This is a genomic window from Comamonas squillarum (genome assembly GCF_025309455.1).
Taxonomy (GTDB): Bacteria; Pseudomonadota; Gammaproteobacteria; order Burkholderiales; family Burkholderiaceae_C; genus Comamonas; species Comamonas squillarum.
In genome coordinates, this window is the sequence record NZ_CP104377.1 from 4,127,754 (window position 1) to 4,144,086 (window position 16,333).

The 16,333-nt window shown below is 64.4% G+C and carries 13 protein-coding genes and 1 pseudogene; 5 read left to right on the top strand and 9 right to left on the bottom strand.

Annotated features, from left to right (window positions below; translation table 11 throughout):
• The first annotated feature begins 887 nt into the window (after positions 1 to 887).
• The 3 genes from N4T19_RS18840 to N4T19_RS18850 all read left to right on the top strand — a co-directional run bounded on the left by N4T19_RS18840 (position 888) and on the right by N4T19_RS18850 (position 6,631).
• Entirely contained in the window at positions 888 to 5,075 is a 4,188-nt protein-coding gene (locus tag N4T19_RS18840) for a DUF11 domain-containing protein (protein ID WP_260718766.1), read from the top strand.
• A gap of 179 nt (positions 5,076 to 5,254) precedes the next feature.
• The gene (gene xrtH / locus N4T19_RS18845; protein ID WP_116927747.1) at positions 5,255 to 5,806 is read left to right on the top strand and encodes an exosortase H; all 552 of its coding nucleotides are present in this window, start codon (positions 5,255 to 5,257) and stop codon (positions 5,804 to 5,806) included.
• Positions 5,807 to 5,902: 96 nt separating this feature from the next.
• Positions 5,903 to 6,631 (top strand): exosortase H-associated membrane protein, encoded by a 729-nt coding sequence (locus tag N4T19_RS18850; RefSeq protein WP_021024941.1) that lies wholly within the window; start codon positions 5,903 to 5,905, stop codon positions 6,629 to 6,631.
• A 2-nt stretch (positions 6,632 to 6,633) separates the two neighbouring features.
• Here the strand turns inward: N4T19_RS18850 and N4T19_RS23390 are convergent, their stop codons facing one another.
• Positions 6,634 to 7,089 (bottom strand): MFS transporter, encoded by a 456-nt coding sequence (locus tag N4T19_RS23390; RefSeq protein ID WP_313900095.1) that lies wholly within the window; start codon positions 7,087 to 7,089, stop codon positions 6,634 to 6,636.
• Positions 7,090 to 7,101: 12 nt separating this feature from the next.
• The gene (locus N4T19_RS18860; RefSeq protein ID WP_313900071.1) at positions 7,102 to 8,070 is read right to left on the bottom strand and encodes an MFS transporter; all 969 of its coding nucleotides are present in this window, start codon (positions 8,068 to 8,070) and stop codon (positions 7,102 to 7,104) included.
• Between N4T19_RS18860 and N4T19_RS18865 the strand changes: the two genes are divergently transcribed.
• Positions 8,060 to 8,545 carry a hypothetical protein gene (locus N4T19_RS18865; protein ID WP_116927749.1) on the top strand — a complete coding sequence of 162 codons (486 nt, stop codon included), beginning with the start codon at positions 8,060 to 8,062 and terminating at the stop codon, positions 8,543 to 8,545. The genes N4T19_RS18860 and N4T19_RS18865 overlap by 11 nt on opposite strands.
• Before the next feature lie 8 nt (positions 8,546 to 8,553).
• Here N4T19_RS18865 and N4T19_RS18870 read toward each other — a convergent pair whose 3' ends face one another.
• The 6 genes and pseudogenes from N4T19_RS18870 to N4T19_RS18895 all read right to left on the bottom strand — a co-directional run.
• Positions 8,554 to 9,606 carry a serine/threonine protein kinase gene (locus N4T19_RS18870; protein ID WP_116927750.1) on the bottom strand — a complete coding sequence of 351 codons (1,053 nt, stop codon included), beginning with the start codon at positions 9,604 to 9,606 and terminating at the stop codon, positions 8,554 to 8,556.
• Positions 9,607 to 9,724: 118 nt separating this feature from the next.
• The gene (locus N4T19_RS18875) at positions 9,725 to 10,144 is read right to left on the bottom strand and encodes an organic hydroperoxide resistance protein (RefSeq protein WP_260718768.1); all 420 of its coding nucleotides are present in this window, start codon (positions 10,142 to 10,144) and stop codon (positions 9,725 to 9,727) included.
• 42 nt (positions 10,145 to 10,186) lie between these two features.
• Positions 10,187 to 10,657, bottom strand: a complete 471-nt coding sequence (locus tag N4T19_RS18880; protein WP_260718769.1) for a MarR family winged helix-turn-helix transcriptional regulator — start codon at positions 10,655 to 10,657, stop codon at positions 10,187 to 10,189.
• 158 nt (positions 10,658 to 10,815) lie between these two features.
• Positions 10,816 to 11,619, bottom strand: coding sequence for an HpcH/HpaI aldolase family protein (locus tag N4T19_RS18885; RefSeq protein WP_182344822.1), 804 nt, complete (start codon positions 11,617 to 11,619; stop codon positions 10,816 to 10,818).
• A gap of 33 nt (positions 11,620 to 11,652) precedes the next feature.
• Positions 11,653 to 12,027 carry a hypothetical protein gene (locus N4T19_RS18890; protein ID WP_116927753.1) on the bottom strand — a complete coding sequence of 125 codons (375 nt, stop codon included), beginning with the start codon at positions 12,025 to 12,027 and terminating at the stop codon, positions 11,653 to 11,655.
• Between the two features lie 35 nt (positions 12,028 to 12,062).
• Positions 12,063 to 12,950: pseudogene (locus tag N4T19_RS18895) on the bottom strand (3-hydroxybutyryl-CoA dehydrogenase); the annotation flags it as partial.
• 153 nt (positions 12,951 to 13,103) lie between these two features.
• On the opposite strand from N4T19_RS18895, the gene purT reads away from it, so the two are divergent.
• On the top strand, positions 13,104 to 14,333 hold the full coding sequence (purT, locus tag N4T19_RS18900; RefSeq protein ID WP_260718770.1) for a formate-dependent phosphoribosylglycinamide formyltransferase: 1,230 nt from the start codon (positions 13,104 to 13,106) through the stop codon (positions 14,331 to 14,333).
• A gap of 116 nt (positions 14,334 to 14,449) precedes the next feature.
• Here purT and N4T19_RS18905 read toward each other — a convergent pair whose 3' ends face one another.
• Positions 14,450 to 16,156 (bottom strand): tannase/feruloyl esterase family alpha/beta hydrolase, encoded by a 1,707-nt coding sequence (locus N4T19_RS18905; RefSeq protein ID WP_116927756.1) that lies wholly within the window; start codon positions 16,154 to 16,156, stop codon positions 14,450 to 14,452.
• Positions 16,157 to 16,333 lie beyond the last annotated feature (177 nt).

The window sequence follows — 16,333 nt, forward strand, 5'->3', positions numbered from 1 at the left end:
CATGCCAGCCATTGTTGGCAATGGTGTGTGGTTTTTATTCTTTTTTGTGAATATCGATGGATTATTTGCTTTTTATCACGAGGGAAGTGCTTACTTTTAGTGATAAATAATTCCATAGTGCCCGATAAAATCAAAGTTAAGAATTGTTGACATATCGGCGGCGATGCATTTTGAGGACCAGCAGCTGCCGCATCGGGGTGTTTTAATTTTGTGTCAAATTGTTTTTATCCTGAGTGCCTGCATGCCAAGAGGGTTCAAAAAACGCTACCGCAAGAAAACTTGTGCCCCATCGCGGACCTTGATACCGCGCACATCGCTTTGGCTCTGGTTGTCTCTTCGAGCCGCCACCGTCTGCTCTAGATCTGTTATTTGCTAGATAAATCAATTTATTGCGGTTTTATCTCTTCAGCGCGGCTGCATGCACAGCGGCGCTGCGTGTGCATCACTGGGCAGCGCATGCATTCAACGCCCACGGCATGCCTGCGGGAGCGCAGAGGCAGCAGCGCATACCAGCGGTCCAACGCTGGACCGGAAATGCTATGGCCCGGTCTGCATCGTTTTGGTGCATCATTTTTATATATTCAATTAATTTATTAAAAGTTTATTGCATATATAGGTGAATGGTCGGTGCTACATTCGCAGCCCTTGTTGTCAGGTACAGCAGGGTCTTAAGAATCCGTTACTACCACTGGGTGTTATCGCTGTGATCGCTCAGAAAATCTTTGGTATTTAGCGGAAATCTTTTATTTCACTGAACACGCAAGCCGTTATCTCTGTTTTTCAGGAGAGGGCGGAGCTTTGCCTTTTTAAACAGGACATTGAAAGTGTTACTCCCGTATCGATCGCCGCCGCTACGCAGCCCCCTGCGGTGCAGCGTTGCCTTTGCCTTGGTCTCTGGTCTGCTGCCGGCGATGGCCGCTGCGCAGTCGACCCGCTACGACATCTTTGTGAACCATGACGCCTTTGTCGCCCAGACCGGGGCCGTTGCCGAGAGCGGTTCGGTCAATGGCCCGGTGGGCGCCGACTTTGTCTACCGCGCCAAGGTCAAGCTCAATGGCGGCAGCGGCGAGGTCGCCAATGTGTCGCTGCTTCAGCAGCTGCCTGCGGGCGCCATTTTTCAGGAAATCGTCGCGCCCGCCGGCGTGCAATGTGCCCAGCCGCTGCCCCAGGCCGGCGACACCATCGAGGCAGGCGCTGCGCTGACATGCAATCTTGCGTTGGTGACGGCGACCGATTTTGTCGCGGTGGACTTCCGCGTCAAGCTGCCCAGCGCGGGGACGGACTGGACGGCGCAGGCGTCTGCCTCCAGCCCCGACAACGCGGATCCGGATGCGGGCGAGGCGGCTCCGAACCACAGCCGCATCGAGCGCACCATCACCACCTACCAACGCGCCGATCTGGCTGTGCAGATCCTCGCGCCGGTGAATGGCGCAAGCCACACCCAGGGCGACAAGGTCGACTACCAGCTGCAGGTGCGCAATGCCGACTCGCCCTATGCCTTTGCGCTCAAGGCGGGTGAAAAGGCCCAACTGCGTTTTCCACAGCCCGAGGGCACCGAGTTCCAGGGCAGCCCTGGCGGCAATGGCTGGGTGTGCAAGCTGGCCGATGACACCAGCGCCAACCAGCCCGTGCCGGTATGGAGCTGCAGCTACACCGTGCCCGCTGGCCAGTCGGTCGGCCGTGGCCAGGATTTGCCGCTGCTGAGCGTGCCTTTGCTGGTCAAGACCAGCGGCGGCCAGGTGGCCAGTGCGGTGTCGGTGTCGGGGGAGACCGCCACCGGTCAGCTGTTTCTGGATGCCGACCCTGACAACAACACCGATGATGTGCAGATCCAGGTGCAGCCCAATGTGAACCTGGACATGGCGCTCACCAAGGTCGTCAATCCCAAGGTGCTGGACAAGCAGGCCAGCGCGCCTGTGCCGGTGACCTATACGCTCAGCGCCAAGCGGGTCGCCGGAGAGCTGGTGCCGCAGGACATTGTCGTCACCGACACCCTGCCTGCCGGTGTCACGTTCGTCGGTGCGACTGGCAACGACTGGGTGTGCAGCAACAACGCGCAAATCGTTCGCTGCCAGTACAGCGGTGCTTTTACCCCGAACCTGCCGCAAATCACGGTCAAGGCCTTGGTGGATGTGTCTTCGGTGGCGGCAGAGAGCGTCATCAACAACTCGGCCGAGGTCTCGGCCAGCAATGAGCCGCCCGCCAATGTGGGCGCCAACAACCAGGCGCAGGCGAGCGTGCTGGTCAGCAACAAGGTCAATCTGGCGCTGAGCAAAAGCACGACGGCGTCGGTGATTGCCTCCGGCCAGCAATACCAGTACGCGATCAAGATCAAGAACAATGGGCCGCTGGATGTGCTGTCCGGTCAGACCATGACGGTGACCGACCAGCTCGACGGCCAACTGCAGTTTCTGGGCGTTGCCGCTGGGTCTCCCTGGGTCTGCAGCCCCGCAAGCAGCACGGCCACCGAACTGGGGAAATTGCTGACCTGCACCTTCAGCGGCGGCATTGCGGCTGGCAGCACCTCGGAGCTCCTGCTCAATGTGGTGGCCCACATCGATGCGGCAAACGGCCAGTTTGCCTCCATCGCCAACGGCGCTGCACTGGAGGGTATGCAGGGGCGTGACGGTGCGCCGCTGGGCCAGATCGTGAGCAGCAACAAAGTCAACATATCGGAGCGCCAGGCCGACCTGTCGATCAGCAAGTCCGCCGCGATCACCGGTGGCGCGAAGGCCTCGGGTGCCGAGGTGGTCTACACCCTGCGTGTGAAAAACGATGTGCCTGAGAATGGGCGCAATCTAGACCTGCAGGCTGCGCAAACCGTCACGGTGACCGATGTCATCGGCAACCTGCTGACCGACGTCAGCGCCGGCGTACTGGGGGTGAAAACCTATGACAACAGCCGCTATCTGACGGCCGAGGTGCAAATGCCTGAGGTGCCGCAGGGCCAGGCGCAGGGTTTGAAGGCGGGCAGCACTGCCGCCTCCGATGGCTGCAGCATTTCGGGTGACAACCACCAGAAGTCTGCGACCGTCAGCTGCACCCTGCGCAACCTGCCTGCCGACCCGGATGTTGAGTATCTGGTCGTCATCAAGGCGCGCCAGTATGTGGACCCCCAGGACGATGCCACGCAGACCAACACCATCGTCAATGTGGCCGATGTGCGCTCGCCCGATACGGCGGAGTTCAACACCGCCAACAACCGTGCGCAGGCCTCGGTAGTGCTCGAAGCACTGACCGATCTGACCGTGACCAAGCAGGCCGCACCCGAGAGCGCTGCCGCCGGCCAGGCGATCACCTACACCTTGACGGCCAAGAACAGCGGCCCCTCGCAGGCGCGCCAGGTTCGCGTGACTGATCGCCTGCCGCTCGACACCATCTTGGTGGGCTCTGCGCCCAGCATCAGCGGTGGCAGCTGCAGCTTGAGCGGCGGCGCCACGTTTGCCGCCGGCCTGGAGATCACCGAAGCCAACCGCACGATGACCTGCGTCTGGACCGATGCGGTCGCCGAGAACGCGCAAAAGACGGTCAGCTACCAGCTGCGCTCACGCGCCAAGGACTACCCGCCTCAGCTGGACAACAGCGTCCTCGTGGCCTCGGTCACGCCGGAGACGGACCTGGGCAACAACAGCGCCAACGAAACGGTGCCGCTGGACAAGCCCCAGGTCGATGTGCTGGTGAACATGCGCCATACCCATGACGGCATCCCGCTGGACACCGGCAAGACCCAGTACACGATCACGGTGACCAACAGCGGTGCATCGCAGTCCTATGCGACGGGCGTGCAGATGGTGGACCAGTTCCCGGCAGCGGGATCGACGGCCGACTTCCGCTTTGTCTCGCTCGACAGCGTGCAACTGGCCAATGGGGATAGCCGCATTGGCCTGGGCAGTTGTACCGTGCCGGCCGCCGGTGCGCTGGCGGGCAGTCTGGTCTGTGATTTCCCCTGGTTGGCGCCCAATGAATCGGTGGCGATCAAGTTCACGATGGAGCCCGCTGCGCTGCTCGATGGCCGCGCCGTAGGCACCGTCAACCACCGCGCGACGGTGGCGGCCGATGTGGAAGTGCTGGGCGGCATGGATGTCAGCAAGAACAACCAGACCACGGACCGTACCTCCACCTATGACCCGGCGCAAATCTCGCCCGAAGAGCTGGACAAGCTGCGCTATGTGGATCTGTCGCTGACCAAGACCACCTCGGCCACCAGTGCCGTTGATGTGGGCGATCTGATCGCCTACACCTTGACGGTGAAGAACGAGGAAGACCCGGCAGCCAGCCCGCGCAATGACCTGGTGAACGGCCAGGCGGTCGTCAGCGATGTGCTGCCCGAAGGCCTGGCGCTGGAAGGCGCGGCCCCTGCCGGCTGCAGCTATGACGAGGCCACGCGCGCCTTGCGCTGCGAGATCACCACGCTCAACGCCGGTGAGCAAGTGGCTCTCCCCTTCAGCGCCAAGCTGCTGTCGCGTACGGAAGGACAGACCCGTGTGGTCAACAGCGCCCGCCTGACGAGCCCCGGCGATACCGACGAGTCCAACAACGACAGCCACACCGAGACGCCGCTGGCGCTGGTGGATCTGGCGTTGACCAAATCGGTGGACAAGGCCCAGGCCGCCGCAGGCGATGCGCTGACCTACACCTTGACTGTTGTGAACAACGGTCCGGCCGACAGCCGCGAAGCCAGCGTGACCGATGTCTTGCCCGAAGGCCTGGTCTTTGTGCAAGCCTCGCCGGCCTGCCGTTTTGACGCAGGCAGCCGCACGCTGGGCTGCGTGCTGGAGCCGCTGGCCGTGGGTGCATCGGTGAGCTTGACGGTGGAGACCACCGTGGATGCCGCGCTGCAAGGCCCGGCCAGCCTGGTCAATACCGCCGTGGTGGACCTGCCCGGCGATAGCGACCCGAGCAACAACGAAAGCTCGGGGACCACAACCATTGCTGGCAAGGACAATGGCGGCGGCGAAGGCCGGCCCGGTGACCAGACCGCAGTGCCCGTGCCTGCCTTGGTCCCTGGGGCGCTGCTGCTGATGGCGCTGGCCATGGCTGGCCTGGCCGCACTGCGACTGGGACGCCGCAGCTGAGAAGGCTATGCCATAGGATTTGCCTCCAGCACCCCAGCCGCGCATAGCCATGCGCGGCTTTTTTTGCGTGGGGGATTTGCCGCAGGAACAGCAGTTGTTGACAGAGGCATTTCCCCCGGCCAGAACTTTAACGGCTATATTTGCTCCTACGTCCACTTCGACGACAGCAGGCACGTACCATGGTTCGCTTCTTTTTTGTATTTCTGGGGCTGCAGCTCACTTTGTTTGGTCTCAATATGCTCAGCTGGGTGCAAAAGCACCTGGTCGAGCCCTGGACGGCGATGTTGGCGCAGATTTGCGCCTTTTTGGTGACCTGGTTTGACAAGTCTGCTGTCGCCGAAGGCAAGGTGCTGTGGAACCATGCCACCAATTTTGGCGTGTCGATCGAGGCCGGCTGCAATGGCATCGAGGCCTGCATTGTGTTGTTTGCCGCCATCATGGCCTTCCCCTCGAGCTGGCGCCACAAGCTCATCGGCCTGGTGCTGGGCTTTATCGCGGTGCAAGCGGTCAATATCGTGCGCGTGATCAGCCTGTTCTACCTGGGCCAGTGGAACATGACGGCCTTCAACTTTGCCCACGAGTACCTGTGGCAGGCGCTGATCATGCTGGACGTGCTGGTCGTCTGGCTGGTCTGGGTGCGTGCCGGCCAGCGCGCCAAGCGGGCCGAGGATGGCTCGGACCAACCGCCTCCCTCGGGCTCGGGGGCCGAGCCCACGCTGGCAGCCGCCTGATCTGAACCGGCCAGCAGTGCAAGCACTGCTGGCTTTTTTCCATAGGCACGAGAAGAAGCACAGAGCCCCCAGGAGGGCGGATACAGAGGAAGAGGGATGAAGCGCTTGAACCCGATACAGCGATTTGCGCTGCTGGCCTTTGCCGGCATCATCGTGCTGACCACCTTGTGGGTGCAGCTGTCGCCGTGGATGAGCTACCCGGTGGCGGTGATCTCCAAGGAAGGCATGCTGGACCTGGCCGCGGGCTGGGTCAAGCAGGTGCATATCGCGCCCGGCAAGATCGAGGTGGATACCTCGGTGGGCGTGGCCAATGCCAACACCGGTGGCCGCTGGGCCGAGATCTCGGTCGATGGCGACCCGGGCCGCTATGCCTACGGCTTTCCAATCTTCCTGGCGCTGCTGCTGGCGGCCTGGCGCAAGGGCCGCATCTGGCGCGCGGTGCTGGGCTATGTGATCTTGCTGCCGTTCCAGGCGTTCAGCATCTCCACCAGCTTGCTGATGCAGATGGTGCTGGCCACCAATCTCGACCTGCGCCTGCTCAAGATCTCGCAGACCCAGCTGGACTTGCTCGCCTATGGCTACCAGCTGGGCAGCCTGGTGCTGCCCACCCTGGTGCCGTTTTTGCTGTGGCTGTGGCTGGACCGCCAGTTTGTCAACGAGGTGCTGGTCGAGGCCTGGAAGAAAAACATCCAGCCCAAGCTGGCGCCGCGCCCCACTGTGCTGCGGCCGCCCCCCCCACCGCCGCCTGAGCAGGTGATCCGCCCGGCCGAGAGCGGCCCCGAGATCTCGCACGAGATCAGCATCACCTTGCCGCCGCGCAAATAAGGCTAGTGCTTGGCAGCGGGCACCGGCACTGGGGTGCGCCAGGTGGCCAGCGCCAGCGCCGTGGCCAGCAGCGCAAACACTGCGCAAAACACGAGCAGCGCGCGCGACAGGCCCACCTGGTCGGACAGCCAGCCAATCCCCAGAATCGGCAAGATGGTGCCCACATAGCCGATGACCAGGTAGGTGGCCAGCAGGCCGGCGCGGTTGTCAGCCCGCGCCACCCGGTTGACCACCGAGATACCGCCCAGGTTGCACAGGCCATGGCCGAGCGCAGCGCTCAGCACGCAGAGCAGAAACACCGCCGCCGAGCTGGCAAACACATTGGCGATCAGCAGCAGATTGCACAGCGCCAGTGCGGCATAGCCGGTGATCAGCACCTTGCGGGTGACAAAGCCCTTGGCGGCATACTGCGAGGCGGCCGACAGCAGCAGAATGAGGCCGATCGACGGCCCGCTGATGGCCGGCCCGTGCTAGGGCAGCATGCTTTGCATAAAGCTGGGCGCGAGCGAGGCAAACAGGCTGAACATGCCAAAGGCACAGAAGGCGCCCATCGACGCCAGGCCGTAGCGGCGCAGCGCCGTGCGTTCGGGGAAGGTGAGGCGCGGCATCAGCTGGCGCAGGCCAAAACTGCTGCTGGCAGGCGCCGGCTGCAGGTGGGCCGGCAGCTGCACCTGGAACAGCGAATAAATCGCCAAGGCGCTCAGCAGCAGCGAGGGCAGATAGGCGCTGCGCAGCGGAAAAGGCGCCCATTGCGCGACCAGGCCACCGACAATGGGCCCCAGGCCAAAGCCAAAGGCAATCGTCAAGCTGGTGGTGGCAGCGGCCCGCTGCGTGTCGCCGCTGGTGTTGAGCTGGGTCAGGCCCAGCGAGGCCGAGGTGGTGATCATCCCCGAGGCCAGGCCAATGATGATGCGGCTCAAGCCAAACACCTGCATATTCCAGGCCAGCGCCGACAGCAGCACGCCTGCGCTCATCAGCACCACCCCCGCGCGCAGCACCTTGAAAAAACCATAGCGGGTCGTGATCGCGCCCAGTAGCATCAGGCTGGTGAGCGCTGCGGCCATATAGAGCACAAACACCTGGGTGATCGCGCTTGGCGGCAGCTGCCACTGGGCCTGGTAGAGCGGGTAGAGCGGGCTGGCCAGCGCCGTGCCCATGACGCCGACACACATCGAGAAGCACACCCAGAAATAGGGCGGCCATTGGTATTTCATGATCAGAACTTGGGGCTGGGCTGCGGTGGCAGCAGCAGGCCAGCGGCGGGTAGCGGCTGGCCCGGGAAGGACGGTGGCCTGGATTGTAGGGAGTCGGGCCCGGCATGTCCCCGCGCTGTCGGGGTGCCCATCGCTGGGCGTAGGACATCTGCATGCAATGCCCTTGCGGCAGAGGCTGGTGTAGCAATCGCTGTTAAAAATAGCCATGATCCGAATGCCTGCCATGCGCTTTTTCCTCTCCCACCCCTGCCGTGCGGCCGCTGCCGCCTTGTCCGTGGCTGCGCTGTCCGCCTGCTCGCCCTATGTGGGCGTGGGCGTGCCGGTGGGGCCGTTCTCGGTCGGCGTGGGGGTGGGCAGTGGCGGGGTCAGCGCCGGGGTGGGCACGGGCCTGGGCCCTGTCGGTGTCGGCGTGGGGGTCAACCAGCGCGGCCAGGTGACGGGCAATGCAGGTGTCGGGGTCGGCACCTCCGTCGGGGGTGCCCAGGTGGGCGTGGGGGTGGGCACCGGCACGGTGCTGTATGACCCGGCAGCGCCAGCGTCTGGCCCCGCCGCTGCACCGGACTATGCCCAGCCGGTGCAGCCCGGCGTGGTGGTGCCTGGGGTGGTCAGCCCACCCTCGGGCGAGCATGATCCCAACCTGCAGTGGCGCGGTGCGGATGGGCAACTGCTGCCCGACTGCCGCTTGGACAACCGCTGTTAACCGGTTCCTTAAACGTACAGCGGCGGCTCATCCATCGCGATGAGCTGGGCCTGCAGCATCTGGGTTTGCTCCTGCCAGTAGGCCTCGCTGCCAAACCAGGGGAAGTGGATCGGAAAGATCGGGTCGTCAAAGCGCCGCGCCAGCCAGGCGCTGTAGTGGATCAGGCGCAGCGTGCGCAGCGGCTCGATCAGTGCCAGCTCGCGCCGGTCAAAGGGGCGGAACTGTTCATAGCCTTCGACCAGCGTCGACAGCTGCGCGCTTTGCTGCTGGCGGTCGCCCGACAGCAGCATCCACAGGTCCTGCACGGCCGGGCCGCTGCGCGTGTCATCGAGGTCGACAAAATGCGGGCCGCCGCCCTGGTGCTCGGGCGGCACCCATAGCACATTGCCCGGGTGGCAGTCGCCATGCAGGCGCAGGCTGCGGTAGCTGCCTGCGGCAAAGTGGCCGCTGGCATCGCCCGGATCGATGATCTCGCAGATCTTGTCGGTGGCGCGGCGGCAGGCATCGCTCCAGGCGCTGCGCTGGCCGGGCGGAATGGCGCCCTGGGCCATCAGCCAGTCGTGGGGCTCGCGGGCAAAGTCCTGGGCATTGATGCTGGGGCGGTGTACAAAGGGCCGGGCCTCACCCACGGTGTGGATGCGGGCCAGAAAGCGCCCCACCCATTCGAGCACCTCCCAGTCGTCCAGATCGGGCTGGCGCCCGCCCCGCCAGGGCGATACGGAAAAGCGAAAACCGCCATGCTGCAGCAGGCTGTGGCCGCCCAGCTGCAGGGGCGCGACCACCGGCACTTCGGCGTCGGCCAGCTGCTGGGAGAACTGGTGCTCCTCGGCAATGGCCGCATCGCTCCAGCGGCCCGGGCGGTAGAACTTGCAGACCACCTTGCTGCCGTCTTCCAGCCAGACCTGGTAGACGCGGTTTTCGTAGGAAGACAGCGGGTTCAGGCGGCCATCGCCCCACAGGCCCACCGACGCCAGCGCGTCGAGCACCACATCGGGGGTGAGTGCGGCATAGGCATGCTCCTGCGCGGGGCTGCTGGGCGGGTAGTCATCGGTATCGTGCATACCGCCATTGTGCGCCCTTCTTGTGACGGCCATCCTGACCACAGGGACGCAAAAAAAGCCGGGCATGCAAGGCATGCACCGGCTGCACTGGAGAGCGTCAATCGTTGAACTGCGCGACTTAGACCACCACGGTCAGGGTCTTGTCGATATTGCCGCGGGTGGCGTTGGAGTAAGGGCAGACTAGGTCGGCGTCATGCACCAGCTTTTCGGCCACGGCCTTGTCCATGCCGGGCAGGTTCACCGTCAGGCGGGCGGCGATGCCGTAGGCGTTGGGGACGGGGCCCAGGTCCACTTCGGCGTCGATCGACAGGCCATCGGGCAGGGCGAGCTTTTGCTTGCCGGCCACCGCCTTCATCGCGCCGATAAAGCAGGCGGAGTAGCCGGCAGCAAACAGCTGCTCGGGGTTGGTGCCCTGGCCGCTGGTGCCGGGCGAGGACAGCTGCACGTCCAGGCGGCCATCATTGGTGCGCGATGCGCCGTCGCGGCCGCCAGTGGTGTGTGCGTGGGCGGTGTACAGAACTTTTTCGAGAGTAGCCATGGTGAACTCCTGGTCAAGGGTGGAACGAAAAAACATGCTTCATCAAGAAGCGGCGGGCAGCGGCGCGGCCAGTCGGCTGCGCAGCTGTTGGATCTGGTGGGTCAATGCCTGCAGCTCCTGCACCGTGCATTGGCTGTGCGCGAGCACACAGGCGGGGATGGCCGCGGCTTGCTCGCGCAGCTGGCGACCGGCCTCCGTCAGGTACACGCGCACACGGCGCTCATCGTTGCTGTCGCGCTGGCGCTGCAGCCAGCCTGCCGTCTGCATGCGCTTGAGCAGCGGCGTCAAGGTCCCCGAATCGAGGTACAGACGCTCGCCCAGCTCGGAGACCATGCAGCCATCGCCCTCCCACAGTACCAAGAGCACCAGGTACTGCGGGTAGGTCAAACCCAATGGTTCGAGCAAGGGCTTGTACAGCTTGGTCATCGCCAGCGAGCTGGAGTACAGCGCAAAACACAGCTGCTGGTCGAGCAGCAGCGCGTTGTGGGCAGTGGCGGAGGTGGCGTTGGGCATGGGTTGAATTATAGTGCTCAATTAAATTGCGTACAACTAAATTGTGAACACACATTCCAGAAGCAGGGTATTTGGCAAAGGCCGGTGCATGGCCCCAGGGTTCGTTTTAAAGGGAGGCAAGCCGCGCCGCAGATTGCAGCTGGGTTGCCGCCTTGCGTTTAATACGCGGTCTGCACCACCTGGCCGCTGCTGTCCTTGAACTTGGCCGCCACCGCATCGGCAGCGCTGCGCAGCAGGATCAGGTCCATCGAGACCGCGACAAACTGCGCGCCCAGGGCCAGGCATTCGCGGGCGCGGGCCTCGTCCACCATCAGGATGCCGGGGGCCTTGCCGGCAGCGCGGATGCGGGTGATGGCGTTGTCAATCGCGGCATTGACCACTGGGTGGCGCGGCTGGCCAGGGTAGCCCATGCTGGCCGACAGATCGGCCGGGCCGATAAAGATGCCATCCACGCCATCGACGGCGGCGATGGCCTCGATCTGGTCCAGCGCCTGCGCGGTCTCTACCTGCACCAGCAGGCACAGCTCCTTGTCAGCATCGTCGACGTACTGCAGGTCACGGCCAAAGTTGCTGGCGCGCATCGAGCCGCCCATGCCGCGAATGCCCTGGGGCGCATAGCGCATGGCTTGCACGGCGGCACGGGCCTCGTCGGCGTTTTGCACAAAGGGGATCAGAATGGTCTGGGCGCCAATGTCCAGGTAGCGCTTGATGAGCACCGGATCGTTCCAGGCCGGGCGCACCACGGCGCTGGTCGGGCGGGGCTGAAGGGCCGCCTCCACCGCCTGGAGCTGCTGCAGCACCTGGGGCACATCGTTGGGCGAATGCTCGGTGTCGAGCATGATCCAGTCGTAGCCGCTGCCGGCGAGCAGCTCGGTGATGTAGGGCGAGGGAAAGGCCGACCACAGGCCGATCTGCGCCTGGCCGGCGGCCATGGCTTTTTTGAAGAGGTTGGGGGTGGGCATGCTTGTCTCTGTTGTATGTGATGAGGTGTTTGCTCAGGGCAGAAGGTGGATCTCATCGCTGCTCATTCGCGTGCGGCAGCTCCCGGCCAGCGTGTGCCACTCGCTGGCGCCCAGGTCCAGCGCCTGCTGGTCTGCCATGGCTGTCACGCTGCGGCAGATGGGCTTGAAGTGCTTGGCGGCCACCGTGTCGCGCCCATAGCGCTGGTAGTAGCGCTTGAGGTGCAGATCGGCGGCCGGCACCCTGGCGGCCACATAGGCCAGGTAGTCGCGGTAGAGCGCATCGACCGGCGCCTCTTCGAGCTGCTGCTTCCAGAGGCGAAAGCCGGCCAGGCAGGCCACCAGGGCCAGCACCAGCGCGGCCACGGGCAGGGCCTTTTTCCAGATCGGGGTGCTGCGTGGCGCGGGCATGGGGAGGAATCGCTGGGCAGCGCGGGCGCGCGCGATCAGGCGTAGCTGTAGACGCCCTTGCCGGTTTTGCGGCCCAGTTGGCCAGCGGCGACCATTTCCTTGAGCAGCGGGCAGGGGCGGTATTTGCTGTCGCCAAAGTCTTTCAGGTAGACCTCCATCACGGCCAGGCAGACATCCAGGCCGATCATGTCGGCCAGAGCCAGCGGGCCAATCGGGTGGCTGCAGCCGAGCTTCATGCCGTCATCGATGTCCTGGGCTGACGCAATGCCTTCGGCCAGCACATAGAAGGCCTCGTTGATCATCGGCACCAAAATGCGGTTGACGACAAAGCCAGGTGAGTTCTTCACGCTGATCGGCGACTTGCCCAGGCTCTCGGCCAGTGCCTTGACCGCATCGTGCGTGGCATCGCTGGTTTGCAGGCCCCGGATCACTTCGACCAGTGCCATCATCGGCACGGGATTGAAGAAGTGCATGCCGATGAACTTGTCCGCGCGCTTGGTGGCTGCGGCCAGCTGGGTGATCGAGATCGATGAGGTGTTCGAGGCCAGCAGCACCGAGGGGTCCAGCAGCGCATCGACCTGTTGCAGGATCTTGAGCTTGAGCTCGTAGTTCTCGGTGGCTGCCTCGATCACCAACTGGGCCTTTTGCAGGTCTTCATAGCGGGTGCTGCCCTGGATGCGCGCGAGGGCGGCGGCCTTGTCGGCTTCGCTGATCTTTTCCTTCTTGATCAGGCGGTCCAGGCTGCTGCCCACCGTTGCCAAGCCCTTTTGCACGGCGGCGTCTGAAATGTCCACCATCACCACATTCAGCCCGGCCACCGCGCAGGTCTGCGCAATGCCGTTGCCCATGGTGCCTGCACCAATTACGCCTACGGTCTGGATCGTCATCTGTCTTCCTTGGGTCCTGTTGCTGGGAGAGGGGCCCGCCCTGCAGTGCCTGCGGCAAGCCCGGTGCCAAGATCATAGCGGGTGGTGTTGCAGTGCGGCACAAACTGGGCGACAGAGCGCGGGGATAGGCGGGGGTTCTAAAATGCCCCCCATCGCTGCGCCGCAGCCCCTTTGTTGACACGACCTGATATGACCACCTTCGGCACCCCGCTCACCAAGAACGCAACCAAAGTCATGCTGCTGGGCAGCGGCGAACTGGGCAAGGAGGTGCTGATCGCCTTGCAGCGCCTGGGCGTGGAGACGGTGGCGGTGGACCGCTATGACAACGCCCCGGGCCATCAGGTGGCGCACCACGCGCGCACCATCACGATGAGCGACCCGGCCCAGCTGACGGCGCTGATCGAGGCCGAAAAGCCCGACCTGGTGGTGCCCGAGATCGAGGCCATTGCCACGCCCGCACTGCAGGCGCTGGAAGCGGCCGGCACCGTGCGCGTGGTGCCCACCGCACGCGCTACCCGCTTGACGATGGACCGCGAAGGCATCCGCCGCCTGGCGGCTGAGACCCTGGGCCTGCCCACCAGCCCCTACCAGTTTTGCGACAGCCTGGCCGAGCTGCAGGCGGCCATCGATGGCGGCATTGGCTACCCCTGCGTGGTCAAGCCGGTGATGAGCAGCTCGGGCAAGGGCCAGAGCAAGATCGATGGCCCGGGCGATGTGGAAAAGGCCTGGAACTATGCGATGGCAGGCGGCCGGGTACAGGGCGGCCGCATCATCGTCGAAGGCTTTATCGACTTTGACTACGAAATCACCTTGCTGACCGTGCGCGCCAAGAATGCCGCTGGCCAGATCGAAACCCATTTCTGCGAGCCCATCTGCCATGTGCAGGTGCAGGGCGACTATGTGGAAAGCTGGCAGCCCGCGCGCATGGCGCCCGCTGCGCTGACCTTGGCGCAGGACATTGCCCGCGCCATCACCAGCGACCTGGGCACCGGCCTGAACGGCGAGCCCGCCGGCCTGGGCCTGTTTGGCGTGGAGCTGTTCGTCAAGGGCGACCAGGTCTGGTTCAGCGAAGTGAGCCCGCGCCCGCATGACACCGGCATGGTGACGATGATCACCCAGTGGCAAAACGAGTTCGAGCTGCATGCCCGCGCCATCCTGGGCCTGCCGGTGGACACCAGCCTGAAGACCGCTGGCGCCAGCGCCGTGATCTACGGCGGTGTGGATGCCCAGGGCATTGTGTTTGACGGCGTCGATGCCGCCCTGCAGATCCCCGGCACCGAGGTGCGCCTGTTTGGCAAGCCCGAGAGCTTTAGCCGCCGCCGCATGGGCGTGGCGCTGGCCCGCGCTGCCGGTACCGATGCTGCACGCGACAACGCCAAAAAGGCGGCAGCGCTGGTCAAGCCCCGCGTGGCGGAGTAAGCGGCTGCTGAGCGAACGCTCAGCACCGCGTTGGATTCATTCGATAAAAAAGCATCTGGCTGCCCTTGAGAAGGGCGTCCAGATGCTTTTGTTTTGCTGGCTTGGTTACGTTGCTCTTAGTTGGCTTGGCAGCTATAGCTGTCGGCCAGGTTTACATCACCACTGCCCTTGTAACGTGGCCAGGTCGGGTACTCGCACAGCGGCCGGGTGCGCCCAGGCACGCCAGCGGTGTCGCTGACTACCTGGGCGCCTGGGGCAGTGCCAGCGGTCACCCACTGGTCCAACGCTTTGAGCGAATCCCAGTTGGCATTGAAGGCGGTGCTGGCCGCATGGCCGTAACCGGGTACCTCGTAATAGCGCGCAAAGCTCTTGACGGCGCTGGCGCCCATGGTCTGCTCCAGGCGCTGCCAGTACTGCGCGGTAGCGCGGGTGCTGACGAGCACGTCGGCCGTGCCATGGGCCATCAGCAGCTTGCCGCCGCGCTTGTTGAAGGCCGACAGGTCGGTGCTGTTGATGTCCTGCAACTTGGTGAGCTGGTTGATGCGGTCGGTCCAGGCGCCGGGGTTTTGTGGGTCCAGCGACAGCGCATCAAAGTTGGCATCGCGGGTCACAAAATAGCGCACCCACTGGTCCCAGAACACGGCCCAGTACGGGGCGGTGAGCGGCGCGGGGCTGGCCGGCGCGGTGGTGTTCATCGCCAGCAGGTTGACCGTGGGCTGCAGCGGGCTGCTGCCTTCCTCGCCCAGCTCCGAGCCCCAGACGTTGAAGCCGGGGTACTGCGTCTCGCCGCTGCCCAGCGGCGCGCTGAAGCGGATTTCGCTGTTGTAGGTCTTGAGCGCGCTGATCATTGCATCGGACAGGCAGCCTTCCTGGCTCGCGCCGCCGGCGCAGCGCAGCGGCTGGCCATTGAGCGTAGCGGTAGCCGGGTCAAACTGGCTGTTGCAGGCGGCCACATTGCTGACCACGCCGTCCTGCACGCCGTCGAGCGCATCGCACTTCTCCAGCGCCGCCTGGCGCAGCAGCTTGCGCTGGCCCAGGCTCGGGTAGGCGCCAGGCTGGGCAAAGGCGCGGCTGATGCGGCCAAACTGCAGATCCAGGCTGGCGGCGTTCCAGGCCGGGTACCAGGCCACCACGCCATCCCAGTCGGACGGCCATTTCTGCGCCACGGCCAGCGCCTCGCGCCCGCCGGTGGAGCCGCCCATGAAGTAGCGCTTGTCCGGCTTTTTGCCGTAAAAGCGCGTCACCAGCACATCGGCCACGTCGCTGACCTTTTTCAGTGCAGCGCCCGAGAAGTTGGCGACCGCTTCGTCATTGGTGCCAAAGCTGCCATCGCGGCTGCCGGCTGCCCCTGCCTGGTGGCCCGAGTCGCTGCCAAACACCGCATAGCCCTGGTTCAGCAGCGGGTAGGCACCCTGGCTGGCGGGGGCGGCCGGGTAGGTGTAGAGGCTGGGCATCACGCCGTTGTAGCCGCCGCCGCCCACCATCACCACCTTGCCGTTCCACTCCTTGGGCAGCAGCAGGCCCATCTTGATGGCCGGGGCGCCGGGGTCGACTGGGGCGATCGAGATATTGGCCCGTACCGAGGCCGGGGGCTGCGCGCCGCTGGCGGCCGTTGGCGTTTCGGTCGAGGTCACCGTGGCACCGCTGGTGGGCAGGCCGATCTGGCTGGCCGCCACCTGCTGCTTGGCCAGCGCCAGGCTGGCCTCGTCAAAGTTGAAGCTGTGGGAGCCGCCGCTGCCGCAAGCGGACAGCGCAAGGACTGCGCTGGCGACGGCTGTCAGAGGGATAAAGCGCCGCAGGGGTGGGAGGATGGTTGTGGTCACGGTGTCTCCTGGTTGTTATGGTGCGGGCGCAAAGGCTTCTTTACGGCCCGCCGACCATTGTGGAAGTGACGCCCACAGTTATCCACAGGGTTTGCAGTTAGGTAGTTCCCCATAAGTAAAAAAGCCAGCACGGTCGTGCTGGCATTGGAGTAGGGCCCCCGCTGGCAAGGGCCCGCT

Coding starts and splice junctions, on each gene's coding strand:
- xrtH (WP_116927747.1), top strand. CDS start 5,255: ATGGTTCGCTTCTTTTTTGTATTTCTGGGGCTGCAGCTCACTTTGTTT.
- N4T19_RS18850 (WP_021024941.1), top strand. CDS start 5,903: ATGAAGCGCTTGAACCCGATACAGCGATTTGCGCTGCTGGCCTTTGCC.
- N4T19_RS18865 (WP_116927749.1), top strand. CDS start 8,060: ATGCCTGCCATGCGCTTTTTCCTCTCCCACCCCTGCCGTGCGGCCGCT.
- N4T19_RS18860 (WP_313900071.1), bottom strand. CDS start 8,070: ATGGCAGGCATTCGGATCATGGCTATTTTTAACAGCGATTGCTACACC.
- N4T19_RS18870 (WP_116927750.1), bottom strand. CDS start 9,606: ATGCACGATACCGATGACTACCCGCCCAGCAGCCCCGCGCAGGAGCAT.
- N4T19_RS18875 (WP_260718768.1), bottom strand. CDS start 10,144: ATGGCTACTCTCGAAAAAGTTCTGTACACCGCCCACGCACACACCACT.
- N4T19_RS18880 (WP_260718769.1), bottom strand. CDS start 10,657: ATGCCCAACGCCACCTCCGCCACTGCCCACAACGCGCTGCTGCTCGAC.
- N4T19_RS18885 (WP_182344822.1), bottom strand. CDS start 11,619: ATGCCCACCCCCAACCTCTTCAAAAAAGCCATGGCCGCCGGCCAGGCG.
- N4T19_RS18890 (WP_116927753.1), bottom strand. CDS start 12,027: ATGCCCGCGCCACGCAGCACCCCGATCTGGAAAAAGGCCCTGCCCGTG.
- purT (WP_260718770.1), top strand. CDS start 13,104: ATGACCACCTTCGGCACCCCGCTCACCAAGAACGCAACCAAAGTCATG.